Origin of the sequence: Lactobacillus selangorensis, from assembly GCF_001437205.1 — a bacterium.
Taxonomy (GTDB): domain Bacteria; phylum Bacillota; class Bacilli; order Lactobacillales; family Lactobacillaceae; genus Paralactobacillus; species Paralactobacillus selangorensis.
Map to the genome: position 1 here is coordinate 21,557 of NZ_JQAZ01000004.1, position 19,723 is coordinate 41,279.

Annotated in this window: 20 protein-coding genes and 1 pseudogene; 2 read left to right on the forward strand and 19 right to left on the reverse strand. The window is 46.8% G+C overall.

The genetic code is table 11. From position 1 onward, the window contains the following. The first annotated feature begins 12 nt into the window (after window positions 1-12). Window positions 13-732, forward strand: coding sequence for a hypothetical protein (locus IV40_RS06105; protein ID WP_057769535.1), 720 nt, complete (start codon window positions 13-15; stop codon window positions 730-732). Window positions 733-947: 215 nt separating this feature from the next. Here IV40_RS06105 and IV40_RS10595 read toward each other — a convergent pair whose 3' ends face one another. The 4 genes and pseudogenes from IV40_RS10595 to racE form a co-directional block, all read right to left on the reverse strand. Beyond that, window positions 948-1,388 (reverse strand): bis(5'-nucleosyl)-tetraphosphatase, encoded by a 441-nt coding sequence (locus IV40_RS10595; RefSeq protein WP_082617994.1) that lies wholly within the window; start codon window positions 1,386-1,388, stop codon window positions 948-950. A 9-nt stretch (window positions 1,389-1,397) separates the two neighbouring features. Beyond that, a pseudogene (gene cbpB, locus IV40_RS06110) lies at window positions 1,398-1,850 on the reverse strand (cyclic-di-AMP-binding protein CbpB); the annotation flags it as partial. 84 nt (window positions 1,851-1,934) lie between these two features. Then, window positions 1,935-3,182, reverse strand: coding sequence for an XTP/dITP diphosphatase (locus tag IV40_RS10995; protein WP_057769537.1), 1,248 nt, complete (start codon window positions 3,180-3,182; stop codon window positions 1,935-1,937). Window positions 3,183-3,187: 5 nt separating this feature from the next. After that, window positions 3,188-3,997 carry a glutamate racemase gene (gene racE / locus IV40_RS06120; protein ID WP_057769539.1) on the reverse strand — a complete coding sequence of 270 codons (810 nt, stop codon included), beginning with the start codon at window positions 3,995-3,997 and terminating at the stop codon, window positions 3,188-3,190. Between the two features lie 166 nt (window positions 3,998-4,163). On the opposite strand from racE, the gene IV40_RS06125 reads away from it, so the two are divergent. Next, on the forward strand, window positions 4,164-4,697 hold the full coding sequence (locus tag IV40_RS06125; protein ID WP_057769541.1) for a YslB family protein: 534 nt from the start codon (window positions 4,164-4,166) through the stop codon (window positions 4,695-4,697). A gap of 44 nt (window positions 4,698-4,741) precedes the next feature. Here IV40_RS06125 and dltD read toward each other — a convergent pair whose 3' ends face one another. The 15 genes from dltD to IV40_RS06200 form a co-directional block, all read right to left on the reverse strand. Continuing rightward, window positions 4,742-6,019, reverse strand: a complete 1,278-nt coding sequence (gene dltD / locus IV40_RS06130; RefSeq protein WP_057769543.1) for a D-alanyl-lipoteichoic acid biosynthesis protein DltD — start codon at window positions 6,017-6,019, stop codon at window positions 4,742-4,744. Then, window positions 6,016-6,267 carry a D-alanine--poly(phosphoribitol) ligase subunit DltC gene (dltC, locus tag IV40_RS06135; RefSeq protein ID WP_057769545.1) on the reverse strand — a complete coding sequence of 84 codons (252 nt, stop codon included), beginning with the start codon at window positions 6,265-6,267 and terminating at the stop codon, window positions 6,016-6,018. Before dltC ends, dltD begins: the two co-directional genes overlap by 4 nt. A 25-nt stretch (window positions 6,268-6,292) precedes the next feature. Then, window positions 6,293-7,507, reverse strand: a complete 1,215-nt coding sequence (gene dltB / locus IV40_RS06140; RefSeq protein WP_057769547.1) for a D-alanyl-lipoteichoic acid biosynthesis protein DltB — start codon at window positions 7,505-7,507, stop codon at window positions 6,293-6,295. After that, window positions 7,504-9,027 carry a D-alanine--poly(phosphoribitol) ligase subunit DltA gene (gene dltA, locus IV40_RS06145; protein ID WP_057769549.1) on the reverse strand — a complete coding sequence of 508 codons (1,524 nt, stop codon included), beginning with the start codon at window positions 9,025-9,027 and terminating at the stop codon, window positions 7,504-7,506. Before dltA ends, dltB begins: the two co-directional genes overlap by 4 nt. A gap of 26 nt (window positions 9,028-9,053) precedes the next feature. After that, window positions 9,054-9,203 (reverse strand): teichoic acid D-Ala incorporation-associated protein DltX, encoded by a 150-nt coding sequence (locus tag IV40_RS06150; RefSeq protein ID WP_057769551.1) that lies wholly within the window; start codon window positions 9,201-9,203, stop codon window positions 9,054-9,056. Between the two features lie 222 nt (window positions 9,204-9,425). Beyond that, on the reverse strand, window positions 9,426-9,740 hold the full coding sequence (gene trxA, locus IV40_RS06155; protein WP_057769553.1) for a thioredoxin: 315 nt from the start codon (window positions 9,738-9,740) through the stop codon (window positions 9,426-9,428). 130 nt (window positions 9,741-9,870) lie between these two features. After that, entirely contained in the window at window positions 9,871-12,234 is a 2,364-nt protein-coding gene (locus IV40_RS06160) for an endonuclease MutS2 (protein ID WP_057769555.1), read from the reverse strand. Window positions 12,235-12,330: 96 nt separating this feature from the next. After that, window positions 12,331-12,870, reverse strand: coding sequence for a CvpA family protein (locus IV40_RS06165; RefSeq protein ID WP_057769557.1), 540 nt, complete (start codon window positions 12,868-12,870; stop codon window positions 12,331-12,333). A 25-nt stretch (window positions 12,871-12,895) separates the two neighbouring features. Then, entirely contained in the window at window positions 12,896-13,150 is a 255-nt protein-coding gene (locus IV40_RS06170; RefSeq protein WP_057769559.1) for a cell division protein ZapA, read from the reverse strand. A 90-nt stretch (window positions 13,151-13,240) separates the two neighbouring features. Then, the gene (locus IV40_RS06175; protein ID WP_057769561.1) at window positions 13,241-13,552 is read right to left on the reverse strand and encodes a DUF1292 domain-containing protein; all 312 of its coding nucleotides are present in this window, start codon (window positions 13,550-13,552) and stop codon (window positions 13,241-13,243) included. A 63-nt stretch (window positions 13,553-13,615) separates the two neighbouring features. Further along, entirely contained in the window at window positions 13,616-14,053 is a 438-nt protein-coding gene (ruvX, locus tag IV40_RS06180; protein WP_057769563.1) for a Holliday junction resolvase RuvX, read from the reverse strand. Beyond that, window positions 14,053-14,316: an IreB family regulatory phosphoprotein gene (locus IV40_RS06185; protein ID WP_057769565.1), complete on the reverse strand. Its 264-nt coding sequence runs from the start codon at window positions 14,314-14,316 to the stop codon at window positions 14,053-14,055. The genes ruvX and IV40_RS06185 overlap by 1 nt, the downstream gene beginning before the upstream one ends. An 86-nt stretch (window positions 14,317-14,402) precedes the next feature. Next, window positions 14,403-17,048, reverse strand: a complete 2,646-nt coding sequence (alaS, locus tag IV40_RS06190) for an alanine--tRNA ligase (RefSeq protein ID WP_057769568.1) — start codon at window positions 17,046-17,048, stop codon at window positions 14,403-14,405. Between the two features lie 302 nt (window positions 17,049-17,350). Then, entirely contained in the window at window positions 17,351-18,688 is a 1,338-nt protein-coding gene (locus tag IV40_RS06195; RefSeq protein ID WP_057769569.1) for a DEAD/DEAH box helicase, read from the reverse strand. Between the two features lie 20 nt (window positions 18,689-18,708). Further along, window positions 18,709-19,665, reverse strand: coding sequence for a DHH family phosphoesterase (locus IV40_RS06200; RefSeq protein ID WP_057769953.1), 957 nt, complete (start codon window positions 19,663-19,665; stop codon window positions 18,709-18,711). Window positions 19,666-19,723 lie beyond the last annotated feature (58 nt).

Here is a 19,723-nt window from a genome sequence, read left to right on the forward strand (position 1 = left end):
GAGCTTCTTTAAATGTCAGATTTATATGGAACCAGCTATTTTCAATCCGTGCGGGATGCCTATCAGCCGTATGGGAATGTCTATGCACTCGGAACCTTTTTAAACACCAACCCAAGGGCGATGGAAGCCGACGAATTTCAGCTGGTGCCCACTAAGAGCACCGTTACCATGTTCGATCTGCTCCGCCAAAAAATCGGTGCCCCCACTTTTGAGGATGAATTTCAAACCAACAGTGCTAAATATCGTTCCAGAAACAAATGGATCAAAGCTTATCTGGAAAATCAATTTCACAAAAATATGGCCATCGGTGCGGAAGGCACTGAATTTCTCGATGGTATCGGCAATCAGGCGGTTGAACATACCTTGCGGCTCGTCAAGGTGGTCGATCAGGAATACAATGTGTCGTATTTTCTGCTGACTGGGCTCGCCGTTCTGGAATCCACAGTTGATGAATTGATCAACGCAAAAAAGATGGCCCAAACAGACGATCCGTTTATCATGCAGGACAATAAGCTTGCCCTCAATGGCCAAGGAATCGTCGCTTTCATCCGTGCTTTAGCTGCCGATTATTTTGCCGATCACATTCAGGATGACGAACTTCAGCAACTCTATCAGTATCAAAACGTCGGCGGTAATTTTATGACCCAAGGCATGATCAAAGAAGCACCCGATGCCAAGGAAACCGGCCGAATCGGCTACCTGCTGACGACAACTCATCAATGGCAGGCTTAGAGCATGACAGAAGTCGCTTTTTGACTTCGTCGTAGCTCCCTCGCAAGACCAGCTAGGTATTTAGCAAATTTATACTGTTCAAACAAAAAGGACTCTTTAAATGCAATTTTTGCATTTAAAGAGTCCTTTTTCGTGAAAGAGACACTTATGTCACCAGCCTCATTTTATCTGAAACGGTAAAAATAGGCGTATGGCCGGCGATGCCCACTTTCTCATTAAGCTTGTTTCAAATAATCATTCGCCTGCGTCAGCATTTCCTGCAGATTCTTGAATTTCAAAACCTGCAGTGCCTCTGAATAGCTGAACCAGCGGATTGCACTAATCTCGGATTCCTGCTGGGTCATTTCCGGGTCTCCATCGATCCGGCTCAAGCACAAATGGACCTGTTTCAAATGACCGTTTGGCAATTGATATTCCGTTTCAGTCGTAAAGTGCGTATTCAATTGAACACGCAAGCCCGTTTCCTCGTGAATTTCACGGCGTGCCGTTTCAGAAAACGTTTCGTCGCCTTCAACGTGGCCCTTGGCAAAGCCCCAGAAATGACGATCTTTGCTGTCTACCAGCAAATACTGGCGCTGTCCGTTCCGTTCCCGATAGATAATCGCACCAGCAGCCACTTCGGTTGTAACGGGCTGGGCGGCCTCTTTTTCAGGCATCCGTTCGATCAAATCATATTCTTTATCAATATTATGGACAAGGTGATTGACGCTCTTCATCATTTCACGCCGTGTGACAATTCCGGTAAAATCGCTATTTTCGGCGACAACTGGCAAAAACGGTTTGTCAACCAGCAGGTGCAGCACATTTTCAACATCATACGGATCTTGGATGGTTGTCACATCTGTCTGCATCACGTCTTTAACGGTGAGCTGGTCCAAAGGTGCAAAACTCAATTCATCCAATCCCAGCATCGTTTCAGTAATCATCGGCATCGATAATAACCCCACAAAGGTCGAATCGTGTGCCAAGACGGGAATTTTCGAATAGCGGACCTTTGTCAGGACCAGAAACGCATGCGTCAACGGATTGTTTTCTTCGACGTGCGCTACCCGATCACCTGGGATCAAATAATGATCCCGATTCTCAAGCAACATTTTTTCAACCGACTGATTTATCATTCGCACCATTCATTCCTTTCCTGAACTGACTTCATTGTAGCAAGCAACCATGAATAAATAATGAAGTTTTCAGCAGGTTTCTCTTTAGTTCTTCTTAAGCCAGTCACGCCAAACTTTTTCAAGAGCACGCATGGCATTGCCACGATGGCTGACCTGGTTCTTTTCATCAGGTGTCATCTGGGCAAATGTTTTTTTCAAGGTTGGTTCATAAAACAACGGATCATAGCCGAAGCCATCATCGCCACGTGGAATTCCTAAAATACGCCCACGCACTTCGCCATTGACAACTAAATCAGCGTCCGGCTGGTCCGGCTTGGCAAAGACAAGGGTTGTATGGAAAGTCGCGCCACGTTTCTCGTCAGGAACGCCTGAGAGCTCATATAAGAGCTTAGCATTATTAGCAGCATCATTGTGGGCATCACCCGCATAACGCGCTGAAAAGATGCCAGGACGGCCGTCAAGTGCATCGACTTCCAAACCCGAATCATCGGCTAATGTCGGCAATTGTAGCAAATGTGCCACCTGATCAGCCTTCAGACGGGCATTCTCTTCAAAACTCGTTCCGGTTTCATTGATATCCGGAATATCCGGAAAATCACGCAGTGTTTTGACAGTAATGCCATCCTGAGCAAACATCTTTTCGAACTCACGGGCCTTGCCCATATTCTTAGTGGCGACTACCACCGTTTGCGCCCCAATTGAACTAGTATCATATGGGTGAGTCTGCTTTTGGTAATCATTTTTAAACTGGCCCATCAATTCAGTCGTTCCCTGAAAGGCTGTATATAAGAACTGATTCAAAGTGGCGCCGTCAAAAGCCATCGTTCCATTGACGGTTAAAGCCGTCATCGCATCCAGATCGCTGACCGCCAATTGTAACGTTGTGGTCACTTGGTCATCCGTTTCCAAATCGACTAAAGTCCCGTCGTCAGTCAAACCGACCGTAATGGCGACTAAATTATAACGTAACCCTTTGTCGAGCTGCTGATCGTGGGCCCACAATTTCAATAGCCAAAAAGCACCATTAAAAGCCGTTGTCACTGGACTGCCCGCATCTTGCAGGACGGTGCAGCGCAATGTGAAACCATTGGTAAACGTTTCAAAATCAACGGCCGGCTGCAAAGCTTGGGTCAGCCATTGATTGGCCGACACGGCCGCAGCACCCCGATAATCAAACTGGATCGTTTTAGCAGCATGCGGTGCAATTTGAACCAGCACACGCGTTTCGCCCTGCTGAATCAATACATTTGGTTCAGCCGTCGTCAAAAACTGGTGCTGCAGATGCAGCGGCCGCAGTGCATCATTTTCACGGCCATTATCACGTTGTTTCATGAATATTATGCTCCTTCTAAGTCAAGATGATGGGCCTGCAAATGGCGCAGCTGCAGCCAATCACGTGCGATTGTATCAAACATCTCCGCTGAACCGGTCGTATAAAATTCATGCTGCGGCGCATGTGAAAAATCGCTATTGCCCAAATGGAAGTAATCAAGCAGTGTTGAGACCGTATTCACCGTTTCAGCCCCAGAATCAATCAGTTTCACTTTAGGGCCGACCACATTCTGAATAATCGGCCGCAACAGTGGATAATGAGTACACCCCATCACTAACGTATCAATGTCAGTATGCCGATATGGTCGTAACGTTTCGGCGACGACCTTTTTGGCAATCGGGGATTTGTAAGCATTGCTTTCGACAAGCGGCACAAACTTCGGTGCGGCTAAGCTCAAAACATGCGCATGCGGATCTTTGTGTTCAATCGATCGTTTGTAAGCATCGCTCTTGATGGTCCCTTCCGTTGCAATGACGCCGATTTCTTCATTTTTAGTTGCTTTGATGGCAGCTCGTGACCCTGGGCTGATGACCCCGATCACTGGAATGTCCAATTTGGACTGCAGATCGTCAAGGGCAGCGGCAGTCGCCGTATTGCAGGCAATGACAATCATTTTAACGTGCTTGGATAACAGAAAATCCGCCATTTGCCAAGCAAACTTGCGTACTTGGTCAGCTGGTCGCGGTCCATATGGCAAACGAGCCTGATCGCCAATAAAAATGACTTGTTCATTTGGCAACTGGCGTAATGATTCTTTGACGACAGTCAGCCCGCCGACGCCCGAATCCATATACCCGATTGGTTGCTGGTTCATTTTTACGAAGCCCCTTTTCTGTGCAATTTTTTGAAAACCGAATGTAAATCTGAAACTATATTGTCGCTCTTTTTCGTAAAAAAGGCAAGAAACCATTGTCTTCACGAGGAAACGTGCCCTTTTCGGAGTATAATAAAGCAGAATAAAGACTCAATGGAGGTTGATCATGTCAAATCAGTTTTATGAACAGCTTATTCAGGCCAACCAAGAGGTCCCCTATTTCAGCACCGCTTTGCTGCGTGACATTTTACTGCCCAACCTTTTAGAGGATGAAACATCAGGCATTTTATACTGGGTCGGCAAAGATCTGGCTCGGCACTTGCCAGTCGCAACCCCTGATGATCTGCCGGCCTTTTTCCAGCAGGCCGCTTGGGGCGAATTAAAATTGGATCATGAAAATAAGCAGAAATTTCAGTTCACATTGAACGGTCCGATCGTTGCCAGCCGTCTGACGCAAAACAAAGAGGCCGATTTCCAATTGGAAGCCGGCTTCATCGCCCAGACTTTGCAGCAGATCGAAGAAAATGTTGTCGAAGCAAATGCTGTCGTGGATGCGAAAAAGCAAATTGTCCGTATTACAGCTCAAGCTGACCCATCCGAAAGTGTCCCCCGTGGCGATATTCAATTCCTAGATATCCCGTACTTAACGCCGACCGAAACGGAAGAAACAGCGCCTGCACCCGATGACACAGATGAATAATCAAAAAAAATCGCCACACGCAATCGTGTGACGATTTTTTAGGCTTACTTGGTGGTACTCATTTGATTCAAATCAGTCTGTGTCTGCCACTTCTTCGTGTAGAAACGTGACTGAATCTTGTAATTCTGCGGTTTCGCCTTGAGATCCTTCAGGAACGGACGGACACGCTGGTCAACTTGCAGCCAGCCCCGCCAGCCGATATGGATTGTATCTTCCATGAAGTACTTCTGATTGCCATCCTGAGTCAGATCATCGATGTTGTTGAAGCCCTGCGACTGCAACTGATAAGTGATCTTCCGGTCAAACTGCTGAATCATCGTATTTGATAACCCCGTGTAGTTGGCCCACTTTTGATTGATCGGCGGGATAATAAACAGCACATCGGTGTTTTCCTTTGCAAATTGATTCAGCAGCAATTCGAAATCGGCATATTCAGGCGATGACACATAATTGAAGTTCGTCTGCGAACCCTTCAAATGTTTGACCAACGGCTTGACCCGGTTCTGATAAAACTTTTGTTTGATGCCGAACGGGTTGCCTTTTGTCTGCTGGGCGCCCATTTGATTGGCCAATTGTTCGAGTTTGTATTCGTTATACGTCTTCGGCAGCTTGCTGGCTGCTAATTGGATTTTCGGTACGTTGTTCTTGAGGAAATCTTCGCTGAACATCGCATCTTCCTGCTTGAGCATTTTGCCCCGCAGGTCTTTGACGTAGAAGGACTGGAAACTGGTCAATTTGCGGCCTAAAGCGACATTTTCCAACGCACCGGTAACGACATCATCTGATGTCCCCGATGGAAGCTGGAGCAGCCGTTTTGCTGCGTAACGGTCTTGAGCCGTATTCTTCGCATGCGCCAAGAAATAAGCAGTCTGAACCGGTGAATAGTAAAAGTCGAACATCGACGGCCGTACGCCCTTCTTCACAAACCACTGTGGAGAAATGATGACAACAGCCTTTTTATTTTTCATTTGATTGCCCATTGCCTGAACGGAAAAATAATGGGTTAAGGATTGCGTCCCAGCAGCCCCTAACAAAAACGGCCGATAATTCCGTTTGTATTTAGCCGCTAAAACAGATGGGTGGAAGGAATCCATTCGGGATAACTCGGATGAACCAATGAAGGGTACATAACCTTGCTTGACGGCTTGGTCTTTGACCTTATTCCCCTTTAAAATATTTGATGACATCGAAACCGACGCGCGCCGCAGCGTAGCATTCGAAACCTTGCCAAAGCTAAAGGGTGCATATAGAAGCAGGAGCAGTGCAGCAGCTGCTATGATAAAAGGCCCAAAGATCCGCCACAGTGACTTCCGTAATTTCATCCTTGCATACTTTCGACTTTCGCAATGATTTTATTCGGCGTATTCCATTGAGTGCGGTCAAATTCTGAAACGGGAACGTTGATTCCTAATTGAGATTGTAATTCAAGCAATAACTGCACCGTAGCCATGGAATCCAGCATGCCGGTTGTGAACAAATCGATGTCGGGATTCTTAGTGACTTCATCACTGCCTGTTAAGTCTGTTAAGATACTCATTACTGTGGATTGTACATTATCATTGTCTGCCATTTTAAAAACCTCTTTCTATATTTTTTTAATGGAACCAAAGTGTATCTAAGAAACCTGAGAAAATTAAGAAACTGAAACATACAGTGTTAAAGGTAAAGAAGACCGCCATCGCATACGTAAACTTGTTGGATGGGAACATCCCCTTATGCCGTTTCTTGAAACGAATCCAAGCATCGGTCAGAATCATCGCACAGGCATGGAAAATCCCGTAAGCGATGTAATACCATGTCTCGCCATGCCAGAAGCCCATAATCAGGAACAACAGGATATAGCCAACGTTGGCGGTTGTAATCCGGCTCTTGAACAACTTGTGCTTCATCGCAAAGAAGACAAACCGCATATAGATGTAATCACGGAACCAGAACGACAACGTCATATGCCAGCGATTCCAGAAGTCTTTGACGTTGTGGGCAATGGCCGGTTTGTTAAAGTTAATCGGCGTTTCGATGCCCATAAAGTAGCTGACCCCGATTGCAAATAAACTGTAACCGGCAAAGTCGAAGAACAAGTAGCAGCTATAGACATACATGTAACCAACCAGGCCCCATGAAATATCTAGGAAGCCGCCCCGTGAAATCATCGCCAAGTGAGCCACCTGCGGCAACAGCAGTGTTCCGAACAAGTAGCCTAACAAGAATTTATAGAAGAAGCCCAGCATAATGTTGTGGAACCCCTTGCCCATCAATTCAAGATACTTTTCACGGGAAGGTACGCTGTCATAATCTTTGACGAAACGCCGGTATCGATCGATCGGCCCTGACGAAATCGTTGGGAAGAAGAATAGGAACTGGATGTATTTAACGGCATCAAACGTTTTGATGACCCCATCCCGTGTTTCCATAATGTAACCGACCACTTTGAAGGTCAAATAACTGATCCCCAAGAAACCTAATAACGATGGATTCGGGCTGAATAACGGTGTCATCTTAACGACCACTAGTGGCGCAATCGCCAGCACAACGGCTAAGACAAAGAGCGGCGTGCTGTTTTTGTTTTTGGAATTGGTGCGGTAACGAAGGTAGAGCCAGCTAAGCAGGACTTCATAAATTCCGTAACCGATCAGCGCAATTCCCTGGTGAATCTTATTGCCATCGAAGATCAGCACCAAGAAGATGAATGAAACCAGTGTGCCGTACCAGTAAAGGCGTTTCCCATTGAGTAACCCAATGATCAATGGAAGCAGTGCCACGCCCAAAATGGCGAAGTACATCGGGTTTGCATACGGTTGTAAATTAATCATTTGTTGACCTCTGCGATCAAGGCCTTCCGATCGACTTTACCATTCGCAGTGAGTGGTAACTGATCACGGAAAACAAACCGTTTCGGGATCATGTAGGACATGACCTCCTGGCCGAGTTCTTTCTTGATTGCCTGGGTCAAAGCAAATTCATCTTTAAAATCATTCTGGTTCGGAACGACATACGCCACGATTTGAGTGACCTGGTGGGCCGCATTATATTTCGGTGCGGTGGTCGCTTGTTTGACATATTTGACTTGGTCGAGGTTGTGGTCGATATCTTCGAGTTCGATCCGATAGCCATGTAATTTAACTTGGAAATCGGTCCGGCCCCGATAGAAGAACAAGCCCTTGTCGTTCACAAAGCCTAAATCGCCGGAACGATAAGCCTGCTGGCCGTCTTCTGTAAAGAAGGCTTTTTCGGTCTTGGCAGGATTATTGAGATACCCCTTCGAAACACTGGGGCCGGCAATATACAGCTCGCCGGTCGTGCCCGGTTTAACCGCTGCCCCCTGTTCATCGACGACCCAGATTTTCATATCTTCCTTGGCATAGCCAATCGGCAGCCGTTCGTAATCCTTCAAAATTTCAGGTGTTAACTTAACACCCGTCACGGCAACGGTCGTTTCCGTTGGACCATAGGTATTATAAATTTCGGCGTCTGGGAACCGTTTCTGCAAGTTTGCGGCCGTCTTATTGGTCAATTCCTCACCGCAGAACAGAAAGTGCGTCAAATCCGGATAATGAGCTGCATCAAAGGTTGGTTCGAGCAGACAGATTTCGACAAACGATGGCGTTGAAACCCATTCGTTGATTTTAAGATTCGGCAGCACTTCGAATAATTTCTTAAAGTTTTCGGTGACCGCTCGTGGCAGTGCGGATAATTTACCGCCTAACACTAACGTTGGATAAAGATCCATAACAGATAAGTCAAAGGAATACGGCGCTTGTGACAAAGCATGAACCCCTTCGTGGAGGTCAAAATCATTCACGGCCCAATTGACATAACTCAGCAAATTGGCGTGACTAATTTGCACCCCTTTTGGCAAACCGGTTGTGCCTGAAGTAAAAATAATATAATAATTATCAGCGCCGGCAACAGCTTTGTCATGGTCATAGCCATCGGTGCCAGTTTGAACAGCAGCGGCCAAATCTGCATGGGTAAAGTTTTTCAGATCGGGCATTTCAATCGGCAAATCGGCCACAGCGACCACTGCCGCTGGATGTGCGATCGAATCGATCTGTGTTAACCGTTCGTTTGGAGAATGTGTATCCACTGGGATGTAAGCATGTCCCGATTTGACTAAGCCTAAGAAGGTGACAATCATCTCGAAGGTCTGACCCCCGAATACCATTACGGGTGCTCCATCCGGCAGCTCACTCTGTGCAAAATACTGCGCCAAGTGATCGGATTTTGTTTTTAACTCGCCATAGGTATTCGTATCTTGACCGTAAATGTAGCAAATGCGCTCAGGATCGGTTTCCCCATAGTGATCAATTGCTGTAATTATATTGTCGATCATCAAAGACGCCTCCCATCTTTCCCGAATTAAAATTCGTTATAAATAAATTTACTATTATTGATTCCGCTATAGCTGTACAAGTAGACAAGCGCCAGCAAAATTAGGAAATAAACAACTGTTTTGAACCAAAATTGAAAAGTTGCATTTTGCCAAAGTGCTTTTAATTTTTTTGGCATCGTTTTCCCCGCCTCACAATCCGCAAAGACTTGTTCTTAATGCATTTGTTACTTCAATTATAATTGGGTTATGAAAAAAGGCCACTGAAAAGCTGTCACATACGACTAACATTTTTGTCACTTCAGCGGGTCCCGATCGCCCCTACATCTTTATCATACAAAAAAAGTGTGCTCACAGTGTAAATAACGCACTGTAAACACACTCTTTTTGATGAAAACCGCTTAAGCCGTATATTTGTTTAAAATATCCTCAAGCTGGTCTGCAGAATGGTAGCCGACGATTCGATCGACGACTTGACCGTCCTTCTTGACGAGCAAGGTTGGAATCGCCATGATGCCAAAGCTTTCTGGTGTCTTCGGATTGGCATCGACATCCATCTTGGAGAATTTTACCTTGTTATCCTTGGTCGATAATTCTTCGATGACAGGTGACTGCATCTTACAAGGACCACACCAAGTTGCCCAAAAGTCGGTCAATGTGACGCCCTGACTCGTCTTTTCTTCGAAATCCTGATCCGTAACAACTTCAACAGCCATTCTGATCACTCCCTCTTTGAATTTGATTGCAAACAATCAATTTAATAAAATAAATTATACGCCTGCCGGTGCAAAGATGCAACGATTTTGCTTACAAATAGTAAATAATTTTGAAATTACCTCAGAACATCTATTTGAAAGTCACGATTGTGGCCCCAGTTCCGCCAGCATTGGCCGGTGCATAGGCATATTTGGCGACTTCCCGATTCTTCTTCAGATATTCCTGAACCCCTTTACGGATTGCACCGGTCCCCATGCCATGAATAATCGTGACTTCATGAAGATTGGCTAATAAGGCCGCATCGATATATTGGTCAAGGTCGCCCATGGCCTGTTCATACCGTTCGCCCCGCAAGTCCAATGTCGTCGAAACATGATTATTAGCCCCGCCAATCACAGTTGCCACATTCTGTGTCGCCTGTTTTTCTGGCTGCAGCGCGATTTTTTCGAGATCCTTGGTCGCAACTTTCATCTTCAGAATTCCAAGCTGAACCTGCCAATGATTTTTGTCAACTTGTTCCAGCAGAACCCCATTTTGTCCATAGGGAATGACCCGCACATCATCGCCGGCATGCAAAGCTTGTTTGGCTTTCTCACGCCGTAAGACACGATTCTGTGGTAACGGCTGTTCCTGATGCAGATTTTTCAGCTGCGTCTGGGCATCAATCAGCTTATTTTCTTTGACATTGCCTTGCTGGTTTTTCTGCATATCACGAAGATCAGCAACAATTTTGTCGGCCTTTTTCTGCGCTTTTTCGACCTTGCGATTGGCCTTCTCACGTGCCTGTTCCAGCTGGGCATCCCGTTCCTTCTGGAAATCCTGATAGGCACTGGCCAGTTGCTGGTGCAAGGTGGTTGCTTCGGCTAACTGCTTCTGTAAATCGGTGTATTCATCGGCGGATTGCTTGCGCTGTTTCTCCAAATCGCCGATCATATCGTTCAAATCCTGCGTGTCGGTCGCAATCAATTGTTTGGCCCGGTCGACGATCGACTGGTCCAATCCTAATTTAAGCGAAATATCAAAGGCATTACTACGACCAGGGACGCCGATCAGCAGTTTATACGTCGGTTGCAGGGTTTCAACATCGAATTCCATGCTGGCGTTGACAGTGCCAGGCGTGTTGTAACCATAAACTTTGAGCTCCGGATAATGGGTCGTCGCCACTACGTAAGCGCCAACCATCCCAATCTGATCCAGAATGGAAATGGCTAATGCAGCCCCTTCCTGCGGATCCGTCCCAGCACCGACTTCATCAAGCAGGACCAAACTATTTGCATCCATTGCATGGAGGATGCGAATCGTATTGTCCATATGGGCTGAGAAGGTACTTAAATTCTGCTCGATCGACTGTTCATCGCCGATATCAGCAAACACATCGGAGAAAATCCCCACTTGGCTTTCTTCAGCCGCCGGAATAAACAAACCGGATTGGGCCATCAATTGAACCAGTCCTAATGTTTTCAGCGTGATGGTCTTCCCACCGGTATTCGGACCGGTAACCACGATGGCCTGGAAGTCTTTGCCCAAATAAATATCATTGGCCACCACTCGGTCCATTGGAATCAACGGGTGCCGGGCTTGATGAAGGTTGATATTATTTTCAGGATTCAAAAGTGGCTCAGTGGCTTTGATTTCCTTTGCATATTTGGCCTTAGCGTTCATAAAATCGAATTGTCCCAAAATCTGGGCATTCTTCCAAATATCCTGACGATACGGAGCCACTTCAGCCGACAAAGCTGCCAAAACACGCTGAACTTCCCGTTGTTCCGCCAATTCCTGTTCACGGAGCTTATTATTTAATTCCATGACACTCTGCGGCTCGATAAACAGCGTCTGCCCGGTCGCACTCTGGTCATGCACGACACCGCCGAAATGGCCCCGATACTCAGCCCGCACCGGAATGACATAGCGATCGTTCCGAATGGTAATGATCGGATCACTCAAATATTTGGCTTCGTTGCCACGTGTGTAGCTCTCCATCTTGCCCCGAATCTGGCCTTCGAGCTGCTGAATGCCACGCCGCAAGTATTTCAACTGTGACGACGCTTCATCGGTGACACTGCCATCGTCTTCGATCGACGTATGAATCTTACGAGTAATTGCTGGCAGCGTCACTAACTGATCCCGCAGTTTGTAAGTCATCCGCAATTCGATTTCATTTTCTTCCAACTCATCGATAAAATCGACGACGGCATCGGTCGTCCGCAGAATCTTGCCTAATTGCGCCAGTTCTTTACCATTCAGCTGGGCCCCAATGTCGAGCCGTTTCAGCTGTGTGCGGATGTTGTCTAATTTCGGCAGCGGAATTCCGCCTTTGAGCCGTAAAATATCCGCCCCATCTTTTGTTTCATCTAATTCATTTTGAATCTGGGCCGCATCGCTGCCTGGTTTCAAATCACGGACTTGTTCGTCCCCAAAGGCCGTGACCGTATACTTTTCAACGGCTTGTTTGATTTTATCGTATTCAAGGGTTGTGAGTACTTTTTGATTCATGTTTTCATCTCCAAAAAGGAGGCTGAGACAAAGAGCGTCTCAGCCTCGGTACCGTGTTGCTTATCCTGTTTTAAATAAATTCCGGTCAAGTGTGCCCTATTTTAAAAGCCACCATGTCCAGATTTGGTGCGAAAGGATTGGCGTGTGCTGAATCATCAGACCGGCCAAAAAAGAATGGGCCAGCAATGACTGAATGGCCGTGATCGGAATGACGGCGAGCAGCGACAGCACCAGTGTAATGCCACAATAAACGACTAAGAAGCCTAACAGACCGCCGCCAATATGGTTGATATGTTTTTTAAACGGAACGTAAGTCAACTGGTGGAAAAAGATGGCGACGAACCGTGTCACCAGCCAGCCGGCAAAGAGAATCATCAAAAAGGCGATTCCAGCATAAAACGATTTATCCAGCGTTAACCCGACTTTAGAACTAAAGAAGGTAAAATCACTGGCTAATGTCGCCGACGGATAAGGAATCCATAATTCAAGACTCGGTCCGAGCTGCCGAAAGAACAGCCGCGCCAATCCGAATGAAAGCAAGTAGCCGATCGTATAAACCAGCTGCAAGGCAATTCCACGCCGTGCGCCCGCATAAATTGCATATAACAACAAAATGATTATCAGTAAATCTAACATAGAGTGGCTCCCTTTTCCCTAAGAATTACGCCTGCGAGGTCGGTTCGTCCTCCTGCGCATCCAGTTGCTTTTTCAGATTCAATTCATCCGAAACTGCGTTGAAAGCGATCAGGATCGCCGCATCCTCTTTGGAAATCCCAGGTGAGAGGCGTTTGATCTCTGTTAATTGTTCATTTACTAAAGAAGTTACAGCCGCCATATGGGCATCGCTCCCTGGTCCAATCATCAGGTAGCTCTTTCCGTCAATTTCGGCTTTATACCGCCGTTTCTCTTCTGGCATTTAATAAAGCCCCCTCCGTACATGTGATAAAAAGCTCTTAAAAATAGTTTATCATGAAACCCAGCACAGGTACACCGTCATTTATGAAAACTAATTCTGGTCGTCATCGTCATCGGCGAGGAAAGTATTCAACACTTCTTCGACCATGTCCCATTCAGCATCGTCTTCGATGGGCAATAAATCACCCTTGGTTGCTTCCCCATTTTCATCCGGAATGAATGAAAAGGCCTGGATTTCAACTTCATCGCCGCCTTCTGCTCCGGCCGGATACAGCAAGACATAGGACTTGCCATAATCTTCGGAATCGAAAGTAAATAAGACTTTATAAAGTTCTTCGTTGCCTTTTTCGTCGACTAACGTGATTTCTTCATCGTTTTGCGGTTCTTGTTCGTTCTTGGCCATTGTAATCGGCTCCTTTCATTCGCAAAAAGGCAGACCACATTTTCCCTGCGATCTGCCCCCTGTCTAGGAAAGCTTGGTCAGCTTTTCCTTCGCATCTAAATAGTTTTGCAGAATCATGACCGCCGCTAATTTGTCGATCACTTTTTTCCGTTTTTTACGGGAAGTATCTGCTTTTTCAATCAGCATTCGTTGTGCTTGGACGGTCGTCAATCGCTCATCGATAAAATCGACGGGTAAGTGAAACCGATCCGTCAGCATCTGCCCATACTCCTGCGACTTCACTGCCCGTTCCCCAATTGAATTATCCATATTCTTGGGTAATCCAAGCACGAAGCCGTCGACTGCATATTGTTGGACGAGTTCCGCAATCCGATCCAAGCCGAACTGCTTTTCGTCTTCGTTGATCCGGACGATTTCAACACCCTGTGCCGTCCAGCCAAGCAAGTCGCTGACTGCGACGCCGACCGTCCGTGAACCAACATCTAAACCCATTAAGCGCATTATGAAATGTGTTCCTTGTTTAAATAACTTCGTACTAATTCTTCGATAATCTCATCCCGTTCATGTTTCCGAATTGTATTCCGAGCATCATGGTAACGGGGAATATAAGCCGGATCACCGGACAAGAGATAGCCGACGATCTGGTTGATCGGATCATAGCCTTTTTCTTCCAAAGCCTGATAAACGGTCATCAATGTATCATGCACATTTTTGGCGTTGCTATCGTTAAAATCAAAATGTACCGTTTTGTCTGTTGAACTCATTTCAAGCACCTCAACTTTTTAAACTACATCTATATTATCATTTTACGCGCATTAACCGAAAAGCACAACAATCGGGTTCGTTAAAGTCAGTGTTGTGCAAGCCAGCTGGCAGCTTCCTTCAACGCATCCGGCAGCCCTGCTGGTTTCTTGCCGCCGGCTTGTGCCATGTCAGGACGGCCGCCGCCGCCGCCGCCAACTAATGGGGCAATAGCTTTGATTAAATCGCCAGCCTTGATGCCCTTCTTGACAGTCTCCGGTTTAACAGAAACAATCAAGTTGACCTTTTCGCCAACGACGGTGCCTAAGACCAGCACGTCAGAAATGTCCTGACTCTTCCACTGATCAGCCAACTGCCGCAGTTCGTTCATCCCAGCCACTTTGACCTGTTCGGCAACTAAAGTTGTGCCGTTGATGTCTTGGACATTCTGGAAGACAGTATTAGCCTGCTGACTGGCAATCTTGGCCTGCAAGGATTCATTTTCCTTTTCAGCCGCATGCAGCTGCTGCTTCAACTGGCTCACTTTCGAAGGCACATCCTCCACTTTGGCGGCCTTCAAGTCCGTTGCCATTTGATGCATCGCATGATCTTGTTTGTTCAAATAGTCGAACGCCTGCTTCGACGTGACGGCCTCGATTCGGCGGACACCGGCACCGACACCTGTTTCGGATTCAATCTTGAATAGGCCGATTTGAGCCGTATTCTTCACATGCGTCCCGCCGCAGAACTCACGGTTATAATCACCGATGCTGACGACACGAACTTCATCGCCGTACTTTTCCTTAAACATGGCGATGGCTCCCATCTTCTTAGCCGTTTCAATATCGGTAACAACAGTCGTGACTGGAATTTCCTTCCAAATCTGATCATTGACGATTTGTTCGACCTGATTTAATTGTTCCTGAGTCACTGGACTGAAGCTGGTGAAATCAAATCGCAAGTAATCTGGCTCAACCAAAGAGCCGGCTTGATGCGTATGTTCGCCTAAAACATTCCGCAACGCCTGGTCGAGCAGATGAGTCGCTGTATGGTTGCGCATGACCCCATGCCGGAAAGCAGGGTCGACACTCAATGTGTAAGTGGCGCCTTTCTTCAGTTCCCCCTTCACATCGACGGTGTGGAGGTTCTGACCATTTGGTGCATGCTGCACATCCGTCACAACGGCCACAACTTGATCTTGTTCGTTGCGAATCTCGCCTTTATCGGCAACCTGACCGCCCATTTCGGCATAGAATGGGGTTTCAGTGAAAATTAATTGAGCGGTGCCATGATCGACACTGTCTAATAATTGGTCATCGACAACGATGTCATCCAGAATACTCTGCTTGTCGACTAATTCATCGTAGCCGGTAAACTTGCTAGGTGTATCAATCGACATCAATGTTTCGTCCTGCGACCCCATCGACTGAGCATTCGAACGGGCTTGACGGGCCCGATTCTTCTGCTGGTCCATTTCCTTGTTAAAACCGTCCATATCGACTGTCAGACCATCATCGGCCGCATATTCCGCCGTCAATTCGACTGGGAACCCATAGGTATCGAACAACTTAAAGGCATCGGTTCCAGAAATAACCGTTTGTCCCTTGTCTTTAGTTGCGGCAATAATCTGATTAAGCAAAGTGACCCCATCGTCCAAAGTGACGCCGAACCGTTTTTCTTCGGATTCGATGACCTTAGCGATGTAATCCTTTTGTGCAAGCACATCTGGATAAGCACTCTTCATAATTTCACCGACAACTGGAACCAATTGATACAAGAACGGATGATCGATTCCAAGCTGCTTGCCATTGAGTGCGGCCCGCCGAATCAACCGGCGAATGACATAACCTCGCCCTTCATTGCTTGGCAACGCCCCATCGCCGATCGCAAAGGTAATGGCACGTGCATGGTCGGCAATAATCTTAAAGGATTCGTCGTCCTTGGCGTTTTGCCCATAAACCTTGCCGGCACTCATCTTTTCAGTGGCGTGAATGATCGGCATGAAGAGGTCGGTTTCAAAATTGGTCGGTGCGTCTTGAATGATCGAGACGATCCGTTCAAGCCCCATGCCCGTATCAATGTTCTTATGCGGTTGGTCGACATAACGGCCATCTGGCAGATGGTTGAATTCGGAGAAGACGATGTTCCAAATCTCCAAGTAACGTTCGTTTTCGCCGCCGGGATAATTTTCAGGATCGTCTTCACTGACATTATTGTGGTGCTGACCACGATCGTAGAAAATTTCAGAATCGGGTCCACATGGACCTTGCCCAATATCCCAGAAATTGTCTTCGGCTTCATAAATGTGATCTTCAGGAACGCCGACGACTTCATGCCAGATGCGGTGAGCTTCCGTATCCTTTGGGTAAACAGTCACGTATAATTTCTTGGGATCAAAACCGAGCCATTTAGGACTCGTTAAGAATTCCCATGCCCATGGAATGGCCTGTTCCTTGAAGTAATCGCCGACTGAGAAGTTGCCAAGCATTTCGAAGAACGTATGGTGGCGGGCCGTTTTCCCAACATTTTCAATATCGTTGGTCCGAATACTCTTCTGGGCACTCGTAATGCGTGGATTTGTCGGAACAACAGTGCCATCGAAATACTTCTTCATCGTTGCCACACCGGAGTTGATCCATAATAACGTCGGATCGTCCTGCGGCACTAACGAAGCACTAGGTTCAATGTCATGACCTTTTTCATGGAAGAAGTCCAAGAACATTTGCCGAACTTGACTGCTGGATAATTTTTTCATACTTTTCCCTCTTTGAAATGAGATTTGTGAATGGCTGTCAAGGCGTGTTTGGTCACGCTCTGAAACATAAAAACACCGTTGCTTTTCAAGGACGCTGTCTGCGCGGTACCACCTTGATTGCAACGATGTTTGTCGTTTACCTCTTTAAAAGTGATTCAGTTTTTAAACTCAGGGAGCAGTCATCGTTTTCATTAGACCCTCTTTCATCTGGCAAAGGTCTCTCTGACGGACAAATCAAACGATGCTATATCCTGATTGCTGTTCATATTATAGGCATGAAAACGTGATTTGTCAACGTCAAATCAGTGCTGACGGTGCTGCCGCTGATCTTCCCGACGAGCAATCTTGCGCCGCTGATGTTCATCCTTTTGAATCGCATTTTTGATTTTTTTCTTGTAGCCAGGTTTGCGCTTTTTCTTTTCCTTTTTGATCAGGCCACGCATCTTCGGATCGAGTGTTTCATGCTTACGAACCCGTTTGGCACGGCGGTCACGGTCGTAGCCATCGACCAGTTCGCCTTTTTTGTAAACCTTAGGAATAAACTTGATCCCCATTGATTCGATTTCGGCAATCTGATTTTCCTGGCCTGGTTCATATAACGTAATCGCAATCCCAGTCATCCCGTTTCGACCGGTCCGGCCGACTCGATGGATAAAGAATTCCGGATCCGTCGGGATTTCGGCGTTGATGACATGCGACACCCCTTCAATATCAATCCCACGTGCGGCTAAATCGGTCGCAACTACGAACTGATAATCGAGATTTTGAACTTCCCGCATAATCTGCTTGCGTTTGCGGGGTTCGATGCCGCCGTGAATTCGGGCAACCTTCAAGCCCTGATGCCGTAAGTAATCATACAGTTCATCGACATGTTCCTTCGTATTCGCAAAAATCAGGACTAAGAAGGGTTCGCCGATTGTCAGTAAATGATAAATCAGTTCTTTCTTATTCTTGCCCTGGGTCGGCAGCAGCCAGTTTTCGATGGTTGGACTAATCACAGTCGCCGGCTTGATTTCTTCGACTACCGGATGTGACATGTACTTGCGTAAAAACGGCTTCAGTTTTTCCGGCATGGTTGCTGAAAAGACCAGCATCTGCAGGTCGCTTGGAAATTGTCCGGCAATCTGATCGACCTGATCCAAAAAGCCCATATCCAGTGTCATATCGGCTTCATCAACGACAAACAGATGTGCCGTATGAATATCCAAGCCGCCCGGAGTCCGGGTTAAATCTAAGATGCGGCCTGGTGTGCCAATGACAACTTGCGGCTGCTGGTGATGCAGCTTTTCAACTTGGCGTTTCTTATCGGTCCCGCCGACATAATTCGCAACCCGAATTTGTTGCGGACTGAATTGGGCAATTTGTTCGGCATCCTTGTGAATCTGATAAGCGAGTTCACGACTCGGTGCGGTGATCACCGCTTGAACTTGATCCTTATCGGGTTCAATCTGATTCATCAAAGGTAATAAATAGGCATGGGTTTTCCCACTCCCCGTTTGAGATTGTCCGACAACACTCTTGCCGGACATCACGATCGGGATGACCCGCTGCTGGACAGGGGTCGGTTTCGTAAAGTTGCGGTCATCCAAGGCTTTCAGAATGAAATCCTGGAGCCCGAACTGTGCGAATTGATTTTCCATAATGTTCCTCGTTTCTTTCTTCAGGCCGTCGTATCATAGGCGGCAACGATTTCCTGTAGTTGCTGAATGATCTGTTTGATCTCAGCTGTATCGGCAGCTTTGGCGCCACTAGCGAGTGGATGACCGCCGCCGTCATGTGCTTTGGCGAGTTCATTGATAATCGGTCCGTTCGAACGCAGATGAACCCGATAATGATGGTCTTCTTGTTCGACGAAGATGACCCAAGCGGCAACTCCCTGCAGATGGCCGGGTGCAGAAACAACCGAGCTGGCTTGCTCCGTCGGCACATTGATCTTCTTCAACGCTTCGGTCGATAAAATCAGGTAGGCGGCCCCATTGTCATCGACTTGGAGATTATCAAAAGCATAACCTTGCAACCGAGCCTGCGGAAGCGTCATCTGGCTTAATTTCATGCTGACGGCATTGGCATCAAAACCGGTGCTTAATAATTCAGCTGCAACTGCAAATGTATGGCTGCTGACTTCTGGATAAAGGAAGCGGCCGGTATCGCCGATAATCCCGGCATACAGCACTCGAGCTGCTTCGGCGGTCAACACAAGCTGACCCTTGCTGCCGTCAATCAGATCAGTGATCATTTCGGAACAGCTGGAAGCATCCGTATCGACCCAGATTAAATCGCCATAAGCATCGTCATTCGGATGATGATCGATCTTGATCAGATATTTGCCTTGATTGAACCGATCGTTGCTGATACGAGGAGTGTCCGCCGTATCCGTTACGATTACCAAAGCATTTTGATACGTTTCATCCGGAATTTCTTCTTCAGTAGTAATCCAATTCAGATCGCCGACATAGCCGCCGACTTCATAAACCTTCTTGTCGGGAAAACCGGCTTTGATCGCCGTAGCCAGCCCAGCTTGCGAGCCGAGTGCGTCCGGATCTGGATGCTTATGCCGATGAATGATGATCGTGTCAAATGCTTTGATTTTTTCAACAATTTCAGTTTGTACGGACATTTTTAAACTCCCCATTTCATCTAAACTTCCTTAAATTATAACGGTTCTGCCGCCAAAA

What these genes read in the sequence shown, in the direction of transcription:
- dltC (WP_057769545.1), bottom strand. Translation starts at nt 6,267, where the DNA reads ATGGCAGACAATGATAATGTACAATCCACAGTAATGAGTATCTTAACA.
- dltA (WP_057769549.1), bottom strand. Translation starts at nt 9,027, where the DNA reads ATGATCGACAATATAATTACAGCAATTGATCACTATGGGGAAACCGAT.
- dltD (WP_057769543.1), bottom strand. Translation starts at nt 6,019, where the DNA reads ATGAAATTACGGAAGTCACTGTGGCGGATCTTTGGGCCTTTTATCATA.
- IV40_RS06200 (WP_057769953.1), bottom strand. Translation starts at nt 19,665, where the DNA reads ATGTCCGTACAAACTGAAATTGTTGAAAAAATCAAAGCATTTGACACG.
- trxA (WP_057769553.1), bottom strand. Translation starts at nt 9,740, where the DNA reads ATGGCTGTTGAAGTTGTTACGGATCAGGATTTCGAAGAAAAGACGAGT.
- dltB (WP_057769547.1), bottom strand. Translation starts at nt 7,507, where the DNA reads ATGATTAATTTACAACCGTATGCAAACCCGATGTACTTCGCCATTTTG.
- IV40_RS06175 (WP_057769561.1), bottom strand. Translation starts at nt 13,552, where the DNA reads ATGGCCAAGAACGAACAAGAACCGCAAAACGATGAAGAAATCACGTTA.
- ruvX (WP_057769563.1), bottom strand. Translation starts at nt 14,053, where the DNA reads ATGCGCTTAATGGGTTTAGATGTTGGTTCACGGACGGTCGGCGTCGCA.
- IV40_RS06160 (WP_057769555.1), bottom strand. Translation starts at nt 12,234, where the DNA reads ATGAATCAAAAAGTACTCACAACCCTTGAATACGATAAAATCAAACAA.
- IV40_RS06150 (WP_057769551.1), bottom strand. Translation starts at nt 9,203, where the DNA reads ATGCCAAAAAAATTAAAAGCACTTTGGCAAAATGCAACTTTTCAATTT.
- IV40_RS10995 (WP_057769537.1), bottom strand. Translation starts at nt 3,182, where the DNA reads ATGAAACAACGTGATAATGGCCGTGAAAATGATGCACTGCGGCCGCTG.
- IV40_RS06170 (WP_057769559.1), bottom strand. Translation starts at nt 13,150, where the DNA reads ATGCCAGAAGAGAAACGGCGGTATAAAGCCGAAATTGACGGAAAGAGC.
- IV40_RS06125 (WP_057769541.1), top strand. Translation starts at nt 4,164, where the DNA reads ATGTCAAATCAGTTTTATGAACAGCTTATTCAGGCCAACCAAGAGGTC.
- IV40_RS06165 (WP_057769557.1), bottom strand. Translation starts at nt 12,870, where the DNA reads ATGTTAGATTTACTGATAATCATTTTGTTGTTATATGCAATTTATGCG.
- IV40_RS06195 (WP_057769569.1), bottom strand. Translation starts at nt 18,688, where the DNA reads ATGGAAAATCAATTCGCACAGTTCGGGCTCCAGGATTTCATTCTGAAA.
- IV40_RS06105 (WP_057769535.1), top strand. Translation starts at nt 13, where the DNA reads ATGTCAGATTTATATGGAACCAGCTATTTTCAATCCGTGCGGGATGCC.
- racE (WP_057769539.1), bottom strand. Translation starts at nt 3,997, where the DNA reads ATGAACCAGCAACCAATCGGGTATATGGATTCGGGCGTCGGCGGGCTG.
- IV40_RS06185 (WP_057769565.1), bottom strand. Translation starts at nt 14,316, where the DNA reads ATGAGTTCAACAGACAAAACGGTACATTTTGATTTTAACGATAGCAAC.
- IV40_RS10595 (WP_082617994.1), bottom strand. Translation starts at nt 1,388, where the DNA reads ATGCCTGAAAAAGAGGCCGCCCAGCCCGTTACAACCGAAGTGGCTGCT.
- alaS (WP_057769568.1), bottom strand. Translation starts at nt 17,048, where the DNA reads ATGAAAAAATTATCCAGCAGTCAAGTTCGGCAAATGTTCTTGGACTTC.